At 59.8% G+C, this 16,100-nt stretch carries 15 protein-coding genes; 4 read left to right on the top strand and 11 right to left on the bottom strand.

Translation table 11 applies throughout. The features are described from left to right. Positions 1 to 34: 34 nt before the first annotated feature. The 11 genes from Q0R02_RS12700 to rimP all read right to left on the bottom strand — a co-directional run bounded on the left by Q0R02_RS12700 (position 35) and on the right by rimP (position 11,793). Positions 35 to 982 (bottom strand): histidine kinase dimerization/phosphoacceptor domain -containing protein, encoded by a 948-nt coding sequence (locus Q0R02_RS12700; RefSeq protein ID WP_293884046.1) that lies wholly within the window; start codon positions 980 to 982, stop codon positions 35 to 37. Between the two features lie 236 nt (positions 983 to 1,218). After that, on the bottom strand, positions 1,219 to 3,612 hold the full coding sequence (pnp, locus tag Q0R02_RS12705; RefSeq protein WP_293884047.1) for a polyribonucleotide nucleotidyltransferase: 2,394 nt from the start codon (positions 3,610 to 3,612) through the stop codon (positions 1,219 to 1,221). A 182-nt stretch (positions 3,613 to 3,794) separates the two neighbouring features. Beyond that, positions 3,795 to 4,064, bottom strand: a complete 270-nt coding sequence (gene rpsO, locus Q0R02_RS12710; RefSeq protein WP_293884049.1) for a 30S ribosomal protein S15 — start codon at positions 4,062 to 4,064, stop codon at positions 3,795 to 3,797. Then, entirely contained in the window at positions 4,061 to 4,984 is a 924-nt protein-coding gene (gene truB, locus Q0R02_RS12715; protein ID WP_293884050.1) for a tRNA pseudouridine(55) synthase TruB, read from the bottom strand. The genes rpsO and truB overlap by 4 nt, the downstream gene beginning before the upstream one ends. A gap of 106 nt (positions 4,985 to 5,090) precedes the next feature. Further along, a complete protein-coding gene (locus Q0R02_RS12720; RefSeq protein WP_293884051.1) occupies positions 5,091 to 5,366 on the bottom strand; it encodes a hypothetical protein in 276 nt (91 codons plus the stop codon). A gap of 48 nt (positions 5,367 to 5,414) precedes the next feature. Next, a complete protein-coding gene (locus Q0R02_RS12725) occupies positions 5,415 to 5,735 on the bottom strand; it encodes an AbrB/MazE/SpoVT family DNA-binding domain-containing protein (RefSeq protein WP_293884052.1) in 321 nt (106 codons plus the stop codon). Beyond that, entirely contained in the window at positions 5,719 to 6,123 is a 405-nt protein-coding gene (gene rbfA / locus Q0R02_RS12730; RefSeq protein WP_293884104.1) for a 30S ribosome-binding factor RbfA, read from the bottom strand. Before rbfA ends, Q0R02_RS12725 begins: the two co-directional genes overlap by 17 nt. A gap of 42 nt (positions 6,124 to 6,165) precedes the next feature. Then, positions 6,166 to 8,853, bottom strand: coding sequence for a translation initiation factor IF-2 (gene infB, locus Q0R02_RS12735; RefSeq protein WP_293884053.1), 2,688 nt, complete (start codon positions 8,851 to 8,853; stop codon positions 6,166 to 6,168). After that, the gene (locus tag Q0R02_RS12740; protein ID WP_293884054.1) at positions 8,853 to 9,677 is read right to left on the bottom strand and encodes a DUF448 domain-containing protein; all 825 of its coding nucleotides are present in this window, start codon (positions 9,675 to 9,677) and stop codon (positions 8,853 to 8,855) included. Before Q0R02_RS12740 ends, infB begins: the two co-directional genes overlap by 1 nt. Beyond that, positions 9,658 to 11,265, bottom strand: a complete 1,608-nt coding sequence (gene nusA / locus Q0R02_RS12745) for a transcription termination factor NusA (RefSeq protein WP_293884055.1) — start codon at positions 11,263 to 11,265, stop codon at positions 9,658 to 9,660. Before nusA ends, Q0R02_RS12740 begins: the two co-directional genes overlap by 20 nt. A gap of 6 nt (positions 11,266 to 11,271) precedes the next feature. Beyond that, positions 11,272 to 11,793 carry a ribosome maturation protein RimP gene (gene rimP / locus Q0R02_RS12750; protein ID WP_293884056.1) on the bottom strand — a complete coding sequence of 174 codons (522 nt, stop codon included), beginning with the start codon at positions 11,791 to 11,793 and terminating at the stop codon, positions 11,272 to 11,274. A 680-nt stretch (positions 11,794 to 12,473) separates the two neighbouring features. Between rimP and Q0R02_RS12755 the strand changes: the two genes are divergently transcribed. The 4 genes from Q0R02_RS12755 (at position 12,474) to Q0R02_RS12770 (ending at position 15,846) form a co-directional block, all read left to right on the top strand. Next, positions 12,474 to 12,872 carry a hypothetical protein gene (locus Q0R02_RS12755; protein WP_293884057.1) on the top strand — a complete coding sequence of 133 codons (399 nt, stop codon included), beginning with the start codon at positions 12,474 to 12,476 and terminating at the stop codon, positions 12,870 to 12,872. Between the two features lie 435 nt (positions 12,873 to 13,307). Further along, on the top strand, positions 13,308 to 13,994 hold the full coding sequence (locus Q0R02_RS12760) for a PilZ domain-containing protein (protein WP_293884106.1): 687 nt from the start codon (positions 13,308 to 13,310) through the stop codon (positions 13,992 to 13,994). A gap of 426 nt (positions 13,995 to 14,420) precedes the next feature. Then, complete coding sequence (locus Q0R02_RS12765; RefSeq protein WP_293884058.1) at positions 14,421 to 14,822, top strand: hypothetical protein; 402 nt, start codon at positions 14,421 to 14,423, stop codon at positions 14,820 to 14,822. 493 nt (positions 14,823 to 15,315) lie between these two features. Further along, on the top strand, positions 15,316 to 15,846 hold the full coding sequence (locus tag Q0R02_RS12770; RefSeq protein ID WP_293884059.1) for a GNAT family N-acetyltransferase: 531 nt from the start codon (positions 15,316 to 15,318) through the stop codon (positions 15,844 to 15,846). Positions 15,847 to 16,100: the final 254 nt, after the last annotated feature.

The following is a 16,100-nucleotide window of genomic DNA, read 5'->3' on the forward strand; positions in this document are numbered from 1 at the left end:
TTATGTCCGCCGTCGGTACCATTGGCGCAAGTGTTTAGGTCGTCAGCGCAAGAACTGCCTGTGTGCCCGAACCGCCTCTCAGCGAAAACTGACCGTTCATCTGCCGCGCAAGCGTGGTTGCGATGCGCAGGCCAAGGCTGTCGGTCTTGGCGATGTCAAATCCCTCGGGCAGGCCATGGCCATTGTCCGTCACGCTCACTTCTAGCCGCTGCCCCGTTTGCGCGATGCGGACGTCGATCCTGCCCCCGCGTCCATCGGCAAAACCATGTTCAATGGCATTGGCTACCGCCTCAGCCACAATCAGCGCCGCCGGAATGGCCGCATCGGGTTCAATCTTCGGTTCACCCTCGGCCGTCACAACGATCGAAACATCGCTGCGACCGCTGGCGTCCAACACGTCGTCGCACAGGCGTGACAACAGGTGATCAAGACCGAGCGCCGCGCCGTTGGGATCATAGAGCGCCCGGCTAATGCGCCCGATCGTCGCCAGCCTGCGCGTCGCCTCATCCAGCGCTGCGGCGGCATCGGGATCCTTGATCGTACGTCGCTGGAGCGAAAGGAGCCCTGCGGCGACCTGCAGGTTGTTCGAAACACGATGCTGCAGCTCGTTGAACATGACTCCGCGACTGGCGGCGAGCGCCTCGCTCTTGCCACGTTCGCGAATCAGTGCTCCGTAGGCGGCCTGCATCAGGCTGATTACAGCCAGTTCGGTGCCGACGACAAAAACATAGAGCAACATCGCGGCGATCGACCCGGCGTTGACTGCATAACCAGCGGCGGGCGCAATGAAGAACCACCATGCCGACATGCCGCTTAGCAGTCCGGCGAGTACGCCGTTGCGTACCCCGAACAGAAATCCCGACAGGATGACTGCAGGAAAAAAAGTGACATAGGGGAAACCCGGCGGAATAAGATGATCGACGGCAAAGCGGATACCCAGGCTTGTTCCAACCAGGGCCAAAGTTCCGAGGGTTTGCGTCACTGGCATGTGGCGCCAAAGCGGGAGACCCGCTATCAATTTCTCACTTTTACCCATGCGATTTCCCAGCCGATGCGCAAGCGCAATGTCCACCGACGGTGCGCCATGCTGTTGCATACATGCGACAGGGGGTTGGCTAAAAGAGTTTTTTTATCCGTTTGATAACGTTCAAGCTGTTGATAACCAAAGAAAGGGGCCGCACTGCTGCGGCCCCTCAATTATATCATCGACTCAAAACATCAGTCGTCGCGGGTCAGGAAAGCCGGAGCAAATTCTGGTGCCGGTCCGTTGTCATCGTCCTGCTTGGCGCGACCACCGCTGTAACCACCAGCGCCTTCGGCGCGAGGCGCACGATCGCCACTGCCTTCGCGACGGGGACCGCGATCGCCGCCGCCTTCGCCGCGCCCGCCACCATCACGTCCGCCGCCATCACGACGGGGACCACGACCACCATCGCCATCGCGGCGCGGGCCACGATCCGAACGCTCTGGACGATCTCCGCGAGGACGCTCTTCGCGGGCCGGACGAGTATCTTCCAGTTCGGCACCGGTTTCCTGATCGACGACGCGCATTGACAGGCGAACCTTGCCGCGCGGATCGATCTCGAGCACCTTGACCTTTACGGCCTGGCCCTCCTTCAGAACATCGGTGACCTTCTCGGTGCGCTCGTTACGGATTTCCGAGACGTGGACGAGACCGTCCTTGCCACCCATGAAGTTTACGAAGGCGCCGAAATCGACCATGTTGACGACCTTGCCGTCGTAAACCTTGCCGACTTCCGCTTCCTGCGTGATGCCGAGGATCCACTGACGCGCTGCCTCAATCTGCGCCACGTCCGACGAGCTGATCTTGATCAGGCCCTCATCGTCGATGTCGACCTTGGCACCGGTTGCCGCGACGATTTCGCGAATAACCTTGCCGCCGGTGCCGATGACTTCGCGAATTTTCGCCTTGTCGATCTGTAACGTCTCGATACGCGGTGCGTGAGCCGAAAGCTCGGTGCGCGTGCTGTCGAGAGCCTTGGCCATTTCGCCCAGGATGTGCGTGCGACCTTCAGCCGCCTGCTTCAGGGCCTGGCGCATGATTTCTTCGGTGATGCCGGCAATCTTGATGTCCATTTGCATCGTGGTGATGCCCTCGGACGTGCCTGCGACCTTGAAATCCATGTCGCCCAGATGATCTTCGTCGCCCAGGATGTCGCTGATGACAGCGAAATCCTTGCCTTCCAGGATCAGGCCCATCGCGATCCCCGAAACTGGGCGCTTCAACGGCACGCCAGCATCCATCATCGACAGCGAACCGCCGCAGACAGTTGCCATCGACGACGACCCATTGCTCTCCGTAATGTCGGACAGCACGCGGATCGTGTAGGGGAATTCGTCCTTCGACGGCAGCACCGGATGCAGCGCCCGCCAAGCGAGCTTGCCATGGCCGATTTCGCGACGCCCGGGGGCACCGAAACGACCGACTTCACCAACCGAATAGGGAGGGAAGTTATAGTGCAGCATAAAGTTCGAATAGCTCAGGCCACCCAGGCCGTCGATCATCTGCTCGGCGTCCTTGGTGCCAAGTGTGGTCGTGCATATCGACTGGGTCTCGCCGCGCGTGAACAGTGCCGAACCATGCGTGCGGGGCAGGAAGCCCACGATCGCTTCGATCGGACGGATCTGCGTGGTGGTGCGACCGTCTATCCGCTGGCCGTCTTTCAGAATGGCGGTACGGACGATTTCGGCTTCGAGCTTCTTAACGAGCTTGCTGGCGGCCATCTGGTCCTGCGGCGTAGCATCGGCAAACGCTGCCTTCGCCTTGGCGCGGGCTTCGTTCAGCGCCGACGAACGCTGCGACTTGTCGGTCAGCTTGTAGGCAGCGATGATGTCCTTGCCAATCAGCTTTTTCAGCTTGGTCTTGGCTTCGGTCAGGTCGGCCTGCGGGGCCATTGCCCAAGGCTCTTTGGCGGCCTGCTCGGCGAGATCAATGATTGCGCCAATGACCGTCTGGATACCGCGATGCGCAAACATGACGGCTTCGAGCATGACTTCTTCCGAAAGCTCCTTGGCTTCCGATTCGACCATCATCACGGCGTCGTGCGTGCCGGCAACGACCAGATCCAGATCACCAGCGGCAACCTGCTCGTCGGTCGGGTTAAGGATATATTCACCCTCGACATAGCCGACGCGGGCTGCGGCGATCGGGCCCATGAACGGCACGCCCGACAGCGTGAGGGCTGCGGATGCCGCAACCATCGCCAGAACATCGGGTTCGTTGACGCCATCATACGACATGACCTGACAGATCACGTTGATTTCGTTATAGAAACCTTCTGGAAACAACGGGCGGATCGGACGGTCGATGAGGCGGGAAACAAGCGTTTCCTTCTCGGTCGCGCCACGCTCACGCTTGAAGAAGCCGCCGGGAATACGACCCGCCGACGAGAATTTTTCCTGATAGTGGACGGTCAGTGGAAAGAAGTCCTGGCCTTCCTTCACCGAGCGTGCGGCCGTCACTGCGCAAAGCACCACCGTTTCGCCAAGCGTTGCCATGACGGCACCATCGGCCTGCCGCGCGACGCGACCGGTCTCGAGCTTGAGGGTCTGTCCGCCCCACTCGACTTCTACTGTTTTCATGTTGAACATTTATATTCCTTCTGACCCGACTGCCCGATGCTGCGGGGGCCTGTAATGGCAGACATCCGGTCTGCGAGCGGTGCGGGCACTGATATGGCCCTGATGCTGCCCGCCGAATTGCGGGACTTGTCGTTCCTCATGTTCCCGACAGAGACCGGGACACGAAAAAGGCCCCGAAACGGGGCCTTTTGTTACTTGCGAAGACCAAGCTTCGTAATGAGTGCGGTATAACGCTCGTTGTCGATGCGCTTCAAATAGTCGAGCAGCGAACGACGCTTGTTGACCAGCATGAGAAGTCCGCGACGCGAATGGTTGTCCTTCTTGTGCGTCTTGAAATGCTCGGTCAGGTTGATGATGCGCGTTGTGATGATCGCAACTTGGACTTCAGGCGAACCCGTATCACCCTCGGCGCGGGCATGTTCTGCAATGACTTCGGTCTTGCGTTCTGCAGTGATCGTCAAATGTCTTCCTTCGCGACATCGGGTTGGATGTTGAAGCCACGCACGACCCGGATTTCACCGAAAATGACCTCCACCAGCGCGACCGGCGTAGCGCCGTCGTTCGCAAGATAGGGGCCGTCGTTTGTGGGGATCCCGGTCAACACGCGCCCCTGTCGGAGTGCGGCTGCCTGCGCCGGTGTAACGGGTAGAGCCGGGATGTCGTCCAGCCCCGCCGTCAATGGCAGGATCACGTCTTCAAGTGTATTGTCCCTAGCGATTACGTCCAGATTGTCCAGCTTAATCGCGTTTTCGAGGGTGAAGGGCCCGGCTGTCGTGCGACGGAGCATCGTGACGTGTCCGACTGTGCCCAACGCCACCGCAATATCGCGGGCAAGCGATCGGATATAGGTGCCCTTTGAAACATTGGCGGTCAGGGTGACCCCAGAGTCGCTCATGTGCCCGATGCCCAGCGCATGGACCGTGATCGCCCGCGTTTTCAGCACGACCTCTTTACCAGCGCGCGCCAGAGCATAGGCCCGTTTGCCATCAACCTTAAGCGCCGAATACGCAGGTGGCATTTGCTCGATAGGCCCGGTAAATTGCGCGAGAATTGCGGCCACCTCGTTCAACGTGGGCCGCACGTCGGAAGTGGCAACTACAACCCCCTCGCCATCAAGCGTATCGGTCTGCGTTCCGAAGCCGATCGTGAAATCATAGGTTTTGCTGGCGTCCAGCATTCGCCCCGCCAGCTTCGTCGCCTCACCAAGCGCAATCGGCAGCACGCCCGTCGCCAGCGGATCGAGGGTCCCGCCGTGGCCGACCTTGACCTTGCCATGCCCACCCTCCCGCAGCGCCCGTTTGACCCAGCTCACCGCCGTCGTGGACCCCAGCCCAAGCGGCTTGTCGATGATCAGCCAGCCGTTCAAAACAGGGGCGGGCATCAGCGTAGATGTTCGACCGAGACGGGAGAGGCGGCCCCGGCGTCCTTTTTCATGCCGCGATCAAAGGTGTGAAATCCCTCGTGCGCCTGTGCTTCGATCAAATGGATCATGTCCGCGAATCCTCCCCCAGACGATAGCGGTCAAGCGCCCAGAGCGCGTCTTCGGGCGTCACCACAACGTTCATTTTCATTGTCGCATCCAGCGCTTCGCCAATCATCATCCGTGAAAATCGATATCGCGCGCTGAGTAGCCAGACCAGTTCCATCCAAACCGACAGGCTGACATAGACGCCGCCACGAATTACATCGTTTGCAATGAGCGTCTGCTCGTCATCGTCGTTCAAGATAAAACGCGCAAGAATATTGGTATCGACCGCACGCACGTTCAAATACCGGACACGACCGGGGGGCGCGGGCAGTCGAAAGCCATTCTAATACCGATCGCTCGTCCGAAACATCTCGTCGATCGCGTCTTTGTCTTCTTGCGCCGAATAGCGTGGCCCGGCATATTTTACGCGCTCCCGGATTCGCGCTGTCGCTTCCTCAAAGGTGAGTTTTTGCGTCGGCGACGCTCGCCGAAACGTAACCGAATCCGCAGTTTCGATGATTTCCAGCGGGGTGCCGGTTTCCAGACGCAAACGGTCGCGGATGTCCTTTGGGATAACAACCTGCCCCTTGGACGATATTCGCGATTGCATGTCCATCACGGTAAAATGCGTCTTACCACGCATGCCGTCAATCCGGAACCGCATCCTTGGCCAAATCCTGAGCAACCTTCGGCGCGCGCAGAAGTGTATCGATGTGACTGCCTTCGTCAAAGCTCTCGTCCGCTAGGAACTTCAGTTTGGCCGCATATTTACTGTTCACCGCCTGCGCGACCGCCTTTTGCAGATAGGCGGTATTCGTCCGGAGAGCCTTGATAACCGCTTCTTCCTCACGCCCCAGCAGCGGCTTTACGAACACCGTCGCATGTCGCAGGTCTGGCGACATCCGCACTTCGGTAACGCTGACCATATGCGTGTCGAGCGTCGCATCGTGCACATCCCCGCGCGCGAGGATTGCCGACAGCGCATGACGCACCGATTCGCCGACACGAAGCAGGCGGACCGACCGCGTTTCGGGCGTTGTGTTCTTCATGATCTCCCTCTCGAGCCCTCTTCCCGAAGAAAGAGGGCTGCCACGTCAAAGCGTGCGAACGCGCTCTTCGACTTCGTAGGTTTCGAGGAAATCGCCAGCCTTGATATCGTTGGTCGCATCGAAGGTGACGCCGCATTCGAGCCCCGCGCGGACCTCTGCGACATCGTCCTTGAAGCGGCGCAGCGAGGTGACGAAACCATTGTAGATGATGACGTCGGCCCGCGTGATACGCGCCTTCAACAGCTTGCGGATGACGCCTTCGGTGACGAGCAGACCCGCCGCCTTGCCATGCTTGCCCGCCGAGAAGACTTCGCGGATTTCGGCACGACCGACGACGTGCTCGATCATTTCCGGCCCCAGCTCGCCCGCCATCGCGCCACGAACCGCATCGGTCAGGTGATAGATGACATCGAAATACTGGAACTCGACCCGGTCGCGCTTGGCCAAAGCTTGTGCCTTGGCATTGGGGCGGACGTTGAAGCCGATGACCGGCGCTCCGGATGCGGCCGCCAGCAGGACGTCGCTCTCGGTGATGCCACCAACGCCCGCGCTCAGCACGCGAACCTTGATGAGGTCGGTCGATATCCGGTTGACGGCATTAACGATCGCCTCGACCGAACCCTGAACATCGGCCTTGACGACGATCGGATATTCCATCGCCTTGACCGCACTCAGATCGGCAAACAGATTCTCCATGTCGATCGGCGCGGAAACGGTGCGCTTTTCGGTTGCGGTCTTGGTGCGATACAGCGCAACTTCACGCGCACGCGCCTCGTTCTCGACCACCGACATCGGATCACCGGCGGACGGCACACCCGACAGGCCGAGGATCTCGACCGGCATCGAGGGACCCGCAACCTTGATCTGCTGACCCTTGTCGTCGATCATTGCACGAACCTTGCCACTTTGGGCGCCGACGACGACGATGTCGCCGACCTTCAGCGTGCCGCGACGGACGAGGATGGTGGCGAGTGGCCCGCGACCCTTGTCCAGCTTGGCTTCGATGACCGTCCCTTCAGCGGCACGTGTTGGATTGGCGCGCAGTTCGAGCAATTCGGCCTGAAGCTGAATTTTCTCGATCAGTTCGTCCAGGCCGGTCTTTGCCGTTGCCGAAACCTCGACATCCTGCACGTCACCCGACAATTCCTCGACGATGACTTCATACTGAAGCAGCGCCTGACGAACCTTGTCCGGATTGGCTTCGGGCTTGTCGACCTTGGTGATCGCAACGATCATCGGCACGCCCGCCTCACGGGTATGGTTGATCGCCTCGATCGTCTGCGGCTTGATGCTGTCATCCGCTGCAACGACCAGCACCACGATATCGGTGACGTTCGCGCCGCGCTTGCGCATTTCGGTAAAGGCTTCATGGCCCGGCGTATCGAGGAAGGTGATGAGATCGCCGCCCTTGGTTGCCACCTGATAGGCGCCGATGTGCTGAGTGATCCCGCCCGCTTCGCCGCGCACGACGTTGGTCCCGCGCAGAGCATCCAGCAGCGAGGTCTTGCCGTGATCGACATGGCCCATGATCGTGACAACAGGAGCGCGCGTGACCATCGTATCGTCGGCATCAACGTCGGCCGACTGGTCGATATCGGCATCGCTGTCCGACACGCGCGTGACGTTGTGGCCGAAATCGGTGACCAGCAATTCGGCGGTGTCCTGGTCGATGCTGTCGCCCATTGCCGACGGCTGGCCCATGTTGAACAGCGCCTTGATCAGATCGCTGCCTCGTTCGGCCATGCGGTTGGCGAGTTCGCCTACCGTGATCTTTTCAGGAACCACGACGTCGCGGATCTGCTTGACCTGCGGCTGGCCGCTGCCATGGGCACGGCGTTCCTTTTCACGGGCACGCTTCAGCGCCGCCAGCGATCGGGCACGCGCGCCCTCGCCATCGGCGTCGAGGGCACGGGTCACCGTCAGCTTGCCTGACTGGCGACGATCGTCACCCTGGCGCGGACGCGTTGCCGGACGCGCAGGCTCTGGGCGACGAATGCCCCCAGGAGCTGCCGACGGCTTGGTGAAACGCTTTTCCTCATCGCGATCCTGGGCGCGCTGGACTTCGGGCTCGACCTGCGGCGCGGGTGCTGGTGGCGGCAGCTTTGCAGCTTCCTCGGCAGCGATCCGTGCAGCTTCTTCGGCCTTGCGATTTTCCTCGGCACGACGCTTTTGGTCCTCGACAGTCTCGACCTTTGCACGGTCGTCCCGGCGGCGGGCGTCCTCTTGCGCGGTCATCCGCGCTTCCTCGGCTTCGCGCAGCAACTTGGTCTGCAATTCCTGGCGAGACATCAGGCTCGACTGCGGAATCGTGCGTGCCGTCGTGGCAACAGGCGCCGGAGCAGGGCGGGAGGAAACCACTGAGGCAGCCGGAGCCACAGCGACCGGAGCAGGAGAAGCGACAGGTGCCGGAGCAACCGGCGCGGCAGGAGCCGCAACCGGGGCTGCCGGAGCCGTAGCAACCGGTGGCGCGACTGGCGCAGCAACAGGAGCCGGGGCCGCAACAGGAGCCGGCGCCGCGACCGGAACCGCCGCAACCACAACCTCCGGCTCGGGAACAACCTCGACAGGCACGGGATCGCCGGGCCGCGCCAGGATGCGCTTTTTCTTGATCTCGACCACCACCGTGTTCGAACGGCCGTGACTGAAACTCTGTTTGACCTGGCCGGTTTCAATGGTGCGCTTTATGCCCAGGGGCGGGCGCGTTCCCAGCTTCGGTTTTTCGCTATCGCTCATTAATCTGACCCGAACCCTTCGTTTAAACCATCAAACGCGCCGCGCGGCCCTGAACCCTGCGAAGGTGTTTCGCAAGGCCAGCCCGTGGGCGCAAATCCTATAAAACCGTGCCACCGGTCGATCGCCGCTGCCACGCGCGTTGCCGCGCGCGCGTCGATCACACCGATATGTACCACATTTTCCCGGCCCAGCGCTACCGACAAGATAGTGCGAGGGACACTTAAAACCAAGCCTTGTCGTCCCGAACCTTCTTGGTCGAGGCCAACCCGCCAAGACTGGTCGAGTTTGCGGTTGCCATCGACCGCGGCGTCGGCGGCATGAAACAGCAAATGCAACTGCCCCTTGCGCCCGGCTTCGTCGATTCGCTCTGAGCCCGTCGTGATCGTCGAAGCCCGCGCTTCCAGCCCCAGCCGGTCGAGTGCATTCCGTTGCAACGCGTCCTCGATCCTTTGCGGCAGGTCAACGGGTATGTTCGCCCCGCCGGTCTTGAATGCCCTGGCCAGCGCGCCCTTTAGTCTGCCCTTGGCGATCGCCAATTCAAGTGCTGGCCGGTCAACACCGATCCAGGCGCCACGTCCCGGTGCCTTGGCACGGACGTCGGGCAAGACCTGGCCGTCTGGCCCGATCGCCAACCGAACTAACGACGCCCGCGGCGCATGCTCGCCCGACAGGATGCAGCGCCGCTCGGGCTCATGCGTTCCCCGTGCCTTACGCGACGTATCGGGACCGCGCGCATCTTCGCCGGTCCCCTCCACGATTTGGTGGAGGGTCTGACTATCGTCGTTACTGTGGTGTGCTACCGTGTCATTGGGAAGGGGCCGCATCAGCGTCTCCCTCACTGACGGCTTCATCCTCGAACCAATGGGCGCGGGCCGCCATGATGATTTCGTTGCCCTGTTCCTCGGTCAGCGAATATTCGGCCAGAATGCCGCCCTTGGGCTCGTCGGACTGCACCGTCTTGCGGCGCGGTTCGACGCGGCGCTTCTGGATCAGCTCGTCGGTCGCCAGATCGGCCAGGTCGTCGAGCGTCTTGATACCCGCCTTGCCCAGCGTGACCAGCATCGCTTCGGTCATGTGTGGCATCTCGGCCAGATCGTCCTCGACACCCAGGCCCCGGCGCTCCTCGCGGCTGGCCTCTTCACGGCGTTCCAAAGCCTCGGTCGCGCGGTTCTGCAATTCGCCCGCGAGTTCGGGGTCGAACCCTTCGATGTCGCTGATCTCGGTCACGTCGACATAAGCCACTTCTTCCAGGCTGGTGAACCCTTCGGCAACCAGCAATTGGGCCAGCGTCTCGTCCACGTCGAGTTCGTTCTGGAACAGCTCCGACCGCTCGACGAATTCGCGCTGGCGCTTTTCGCTGGCGTCGGCCTCCGTCAGTATGTCGATCTGCGAACCGGTCAACTGGCTGGCGAGGCGAACGTTCTGCCCGCGACGACCGATCGCCAGGCTCAACTGGTCATCGGGAACGACGACTTCGATGCGGCCTTCTTCCTCGTCGATAACGACCCGGCTGACCGTGGCAGGCTGCAACGCGTTGACGACGAAGGTCGCGGTGTCGGTCGACCACGGGATAATGTCGATCTTTTCGCCCTGCATTTCCTGAACGACCGCCTGAACGCGGCTGCCCTTCATGCCCACGCACGCACCGACCGGGTCGATGCTGCTGTCACGGCTTATCACGCCGATCTTGGCGCGGCTGCCGGGATCGCGCGCTGCCGCCATGATGGTGATGATGCCGTCGTAGATTTCGGGCACTTCCTGGGCGAACAGCTTTTTCATGAAGTCGGGATGCGCGCGGCTGAGGAAAATCTGCGGCCCCCGCGTTTCGCGAACGACCTTCAGAATCAGCGAACGGATGCGGTCGCCGACGCGAACGACTTCGCGCGGAATCTGTGCATCGCGGCGGATAACGCCCTCGGCCCGGCCCAGGTCGACGACGACATGGCCGAACTCGACCCGCTTCACGACGCCGGTGATGATTTCTCCGGCACGATCCTTGAATTCCTCATACTGGCGCTCACGCTCGGCATCGCGGACCTTCTGAAAGATCACCTGTTTCGATGCCTGTGCGGCGATGCGCCCGAATTCGATGTTCGGCAGGGGATCGACGATGAAGTCGCCCAACGCGGCACCCGGCTGCAGCTTCTGGCCTTCGGTCAGCGATACCTGCTTGAAATAATCCTCGACCTGCTCGACCACTTCGACAACCCGCCACAAACGCAAATCGCCGCTGGTCGTGTCGATCTTGGCGCGAATGTCGTTCTCGGCACCATAACGGGCCCGTGCCGCGCGCTGGATGGCGTCTTCCATCGCCTCGATCACGATTTCGCGATCGATCAGCTTTTCCTTGGCGACCGCATCGGCAATCGCGAGCAGCTCGGCCTTGTTGGCGGAAACGGCGGAACTAGCCATCAGTTCTTATCCTTCATGTATGATCTTGTCGGCACCGTCCGCGATCAGCGGGGCGGTCGCCTTTATGAGTTTGTCGGTCAGCACCAGCTTGGCTGACACGATTGCGTCGAACGGTATCGTCATCGCCCCATGCTTGGCGGTGACCAGCACAGTGTTGTCGGCAGCGCCATCGAGTCGCGCGTCGAACATCTTGCGTCCCTCGATCGGTGCGGTCAGTCGAATGCGCGCCTCATGCCCATTCCAGTCATCGTAATCGGCCAACCGAGTCAACGGACGGTCGATGCCGGGCGACGAAACTTCCAGCCGATAAGCTTCGACGATCGGATCAACTTCATCGAACAAATCCGAAATCCGCCGCGACAATTCGGCGCAATCCTCAAGCGTCAACTGCCGCGTTTCGGGCCGTTCCGCCATGATCTGCAACGTCGGATCAGACTTGCCGCCGTTCATCTGCACGCGCACCAGCCGCAGCCCGAGCGTTTCCGCTTCGGGTTCGATCAATGCAGTCAGTACAGCGATGTCGGCCAACCAAGTCTCCAGGTAAATCCATGCGTCTTGAGCGCCCGGAGCCGATGGCTTCGAGCCCGAACAACGTTACCGATGTAAGGAAGACAACCACTGTATATGCCAAAGCATGGCGGCGGGCAAGTGATGTTGATGTGGATTCTGGCCCGGCCCAGAATCAGGCGTAATCTGATGCTCTGCCACCCGGCCCATGCTTGATGTCTGGTATAAGCTGGCAATCGTCCGCGGCGATCGGGCCGCCGCTGACGATTACAGATTTAAGGTTTCAGACCCGCGAACGACGTGCCCGCATCAAACGTTGAGGCACTGCTTCCAGATGCCACCGACCGTGCCGAACTTTTTACGGTATTCGATCCGGCTGCCTGTGCCCTTAGAGTCCGTTTGGAAAATCAGGGATGAGCATTTCTGCCTAACATGACGCCGCCCATGGCGACCATGATTATGGCCTGTGACAAATGGATGCGTTGCTCGAGTAATGATGACGCTCGAACTGGGCCAACTCGCAACGATCAATCTTTGAACAGGGGGGCACGTTCCGTCAGTTGCTCGGCAAACGTATTATGACAGCTTAGTCATACTCGACAATTCAACGGTTTGTTATACCTCTCAGGGGACAGTGGCGATATTAAAAGCCAACCGTCGGCCAGGGCTCGCCCGCTGACAGACCAATAATGGAGGGTTCAGTGCTTACTGCCGACTTGCGCCAAGTGATCGGAGAGATGCGCGAAACAGTTCAGACCGCCAACGCCGCTCTATTGCAACGGCCGGATCGCTGGCGTAATGAGATCGTTGTAATGCGACTTCAACTAGCGAAGCTACTTGGCTGTCTGGGAAAATTCGTCGCCGCCGCTCCGGCATCCCCCGAACTGGTTAACTTCCGCAGGGCCTTATCGCATTTGCGAGGGACGGTTGCCGAGCTGCAGGCCAATTGGCCTGCTGTATCTCTTGACCCTGACGCACCTGAATTCAAGCGGGCAGCACAGCGCGTTGGCCTCAGCCTCGAAGCGATCCAAAAAGCGGTTGTCGAATTGGAGCGGTTTCCCGACGGGTTTGATCGGTCAGGTAGCTCGGAGACTCGCTAGCCATTTTTCTTTATCGGTCTGGACTTGTGGCGTGAGGCTGCAGTGGTGAACTGATCGATAATCGGGGACGGCGGACCGGCGCCATCAGGTTGGGCGAAATACTACAGCGAGCCCGGCAAGCGGACAGCGCAGCGTATGGCGATCACGCGTGCGCTGATCACCAGGACTTATTCTTGATGAACCGACGTCCGCCTTCGATACGGAGCCAAAGATCCTCGAGGCCAATTCGATATTCGCAGCAGGTCACACGTGCTAGCCATCGCGCCTAGCAAGATTTCGCTGAGGACGCGTTTTTGCGGGTGGCTCCGCAGCAACCAGATATTAAGTGTTCTTGTCCATACTTTGGACTCGGTGGGTGGGGATCCAGCGACGCAGGAGTTTCGGTAATGGCTCATCCCCTCAATTTTGACGCTGGCGGCAGCCAGCCCCATCTCGGTGCTTGAACGTCGACAGGAGTTATGTGACGCTGACGCGAGCCAGGCAGATAACTGCAGCAAAGTCGCCAGATCACCCCGGACCAACTTGTTGCTGTCCGGAGCGATTGAGGCAGGGGACCTGAAGGGTGCTGTAAGAATCAAAAATCTTTCGGAGACTGGTGCCCTGCTGGAGGGTGCGGCGTTGCCTCGTGTCGGCGAACATTTGACTTTAAGGCGATTGGATCTTGAAATCGGTGGCGTGGTTGTCTGGCAGGCGAACGCGCGCTGTGGCGTGAGATTTGAGGGAAGTATTTCGGTGGCCGGTTGGCGCAGGGGCACGTGGATCCCCCAGCTAGCCACCAGCGACCAGGCGCGCGTTGACCAAATTCAGGCATCTGTCCGTGCGGGACAAGTTGTTAGCCCGGCTGCCAACACTTTAAAAAGTGATCCTGCCACGCTTGGGACCAGCAGCAACATCACCATCGCCCGCGAGTTGACGGCTTTGCAAAAACTGCTGGACGATATGGGCGAGCAACTCAGTGATGATGTTGCTGTGTTAAAGACCCATGGAGTGACGTTGCAAAAGTTCGACGTGGCAAGCCAGATACTGGGCCACCTGGCCAACGTATTGTCTTCTGGGGATCGATCCTCGGCTATTGACGCGATCGGAATGAACGAATTACGTTCCAGATTGCTTGAGAGCTAAGCGAGATTTCGCACGCGTATAGGGGATTTTAACTGCTGCCGACGGCGCGAAGCCCTCTCTTGGTGGCTATATTGCGATAAACTCATTTTCGAGTTGCTCTGTTAAATCATAGTGAAACGTTGGCCGAGGTCCACGAAGCGCCATATTCGAGCGCTGAGAAGACGATAAGTCGCTCTCCCGGTTAACCGGATCGGACAGCACGATTTGAACCTTAGGCTCAAAGTCACCCCCCCTTTTACCTTGCATCGTAAAGCGGCGGTGTCGATCACGAGGCAGAAGCATTCGAGGGAGGGCTAGTGCTAGCTACGTTTCGCGGCCTCACCGGCCGCGTGCTACACAGTCCTTCGCGTCGGACCAAGATTCACACGTTATTCGACGCATGATAATGTCCCTTTATCCCGGTATTAATTTTGCTAAGATGTTCTCATGAGTACTCCGGGATACAAAATCGAAGTCGATACGAAAAATCGGTTGGTTAGGCTTACCCTGACGGGTTTTTGGGACCGAGCGACATTCGACCGTTACACAGAAGAAATCGAAGGATTGGCGCAAGAAGCACGCAGAGCGGGAAGGGCGCGGCTGGATTACCGCGTTCTTGTCGACCTCAGAAATCACGGCGTACAGTCGCGTGAGGTGGCGACCAGCATCGAAGCTGGCATGATCCATAACGCTTCTCCCTTACAACGACACGCCGTGCTCATTTCAAATTCAGCGCTCCACAGAAGTCAGGTGCAGCGCCTCGGCGCTTCGACCGACACTCGCCTGTTCGAAAATGAAGAGGACGCACTGGCTTGGCTTCTGGAAGTGCGAGACACGGCTAGTGACTGAACTGTGCGCGAGACTATCGCCTATCGCGCGGTTTACCGATCGAGGACGGAAGACGCAGTATTACTCGCGCGCTTCGTAGCGGTTAAAGCCGATGACGTCCCGGCTGCTTTTCGGGATTACGAAGCGCAGCGATACCTGCGCACCGGTCGTTGTCAGATCATGGCCCGCATATATGGCGGTTTCTACCACGCAGAGGCGTAACCCGCGAATTGGCCACCGGCTTTCTTGCTGGCCCCCCCCCGCGGCCGGCAGCTTTGAAAGTCTGGCCTGGTTATACAACTATGATCCCGGAGCCCTACCGCTCGCTACTGGGCCAAACCGCTGAAGAATAGGTCAGGTCGCCAACGCGGGACTGCGGGATGAAACGACCGTCCATTATGCAGCTTTCCAACTCATTGTCTTATCATCGCGTAAACCCGGACGTCATTCGGTGTGGTTTTCTTGAAGATCACGTGCGACTGGAAACACACGACGTCACCTCGAGGGGTTGCCAATGACTGAAATCATCAGACGGGCGAAACGGGATGATCTCGACAATCTCGCATTGGTTGGATCAGCGACATTTCTTGAAACATTTGCCGGCATTCTCGACGGAAATGCCATCGTCGCACACTGCGCGCGCGAGCATAATGTCGCCACTTACGCTCGCCATCTCGACGAAGGGGCAACGGCGTGGCTGGCCGAAAGTCGGCTGGGTAGCGCCCCAGTCGGTTACGCGCTCCTTTCCAAGGCAACGCTGCCAGGTGCCGACGAGAACGATCTGGAGTTGAAACGTATCTATGTCCTTTCGCGGTTTCATGGCAGGCAGCTGGGTGCCGCGCTCATGAATGCGTCGGTCGCTCATGCCGAGACGATGAACGCCTCCCGTCTGCTGCTCGGCGTCTACGCAGGCAATCACCGGGCCATCGCATTCTACGGGAAAGCGGGATTTAAGCAGATAGGCACCCGTCGATTTCTCGTCGGGGATCGGGAATATGACGACGTCGTATTCGCGCGCCCACTCGCCATGGTGGCCAAGCCATAGTTATCGACCTAAGCCCTTGAGGCTGGTATCGCTGCTGCGGATTCGCAGCTTCGCTACCTGCGATCCTTACTACCATCGTGTTACCGCCTTGCTTCAGAAGCAGAAACGCGGCGCGGGTTGGAAGCACGGACCGGTCAGGTTTACCGCGACTATTTAACGAATTTCGTCCATATTAATTTCTCAAGTCCGCTGAGCTTTTCGGCCGCCAGTTCGAGTGTGCGCGTCTGCTTGCGTCCGCCTGCCGTTCGAAAACG

Origin of the sequence: Sphingomonas sp. (assembly GCF_025353885.1) — a bacterium.
GTDB lineage: Bacteria > Pseudomonadota > Alphaproteobacteria > Sphingomonadales > Sphingomonadaceae > Sphingomonas_O.

Excerpts from the sequence above, each read along its gene's own strand:
- pnp (WP_293884047.1), bottom strand. The coding sequence starts at position 3,612 with ATGTTCAACATGAAAACAGTAGAAGTCGAGTGGGGCGGACAGACCCTC.
- truB (WP_293884050.1), bottom strand. The coding sequence starts at position 4,984 with ATGCCCGCCCCTGTTTTGAACGGCTGGCTGATCATCGACAAGCCGCTT.
- Q0R02_RS12725 (WP_293884052.1), bottom strand. The coding sequence starts at position 5,735 with ATGCGGTTCCGGATTGACGGCATGCGTGGTAAGACGCATTTTACCGTG.
- infB (WP_293884053.1), bottom strand. The coding sequence starts at position 8,853 with ATGAGCGATAGCGAAAAACCGAAGCTGGGAACGCGCCCGCCCCTGGGC.
- Q0R02_RS12740 (WP_293884054.1), bottom strand. The coding sequence starts at position 9,677 with ATGCGGCCCCTTCCCAATGACACGGTAGCACACCACAGTAACGACGAT.
- nusA (WP_293884055.1), bottom strand. The coding sequence starts at position 11,265 with ATGGCTAGTTCCGCCGTTTCCGCCAACAAGGCCGAGCTGCTCGCGATT.
- Q0R02_RS12765 (WP_293884058.1), top strand. The coding sequence starts at position 14,421 with ATGAGTACTCCGGGATACAAAATCGAAGTCGATACGAAAAATCGGTTG.
- Q0R02_RS12770 (WP_293884059.1), top strand. The coding sequence starts at position 15,316 with ATGACTGAAATCATCAGACGGGCGAAACGGGATGATCTCGACAATCTC.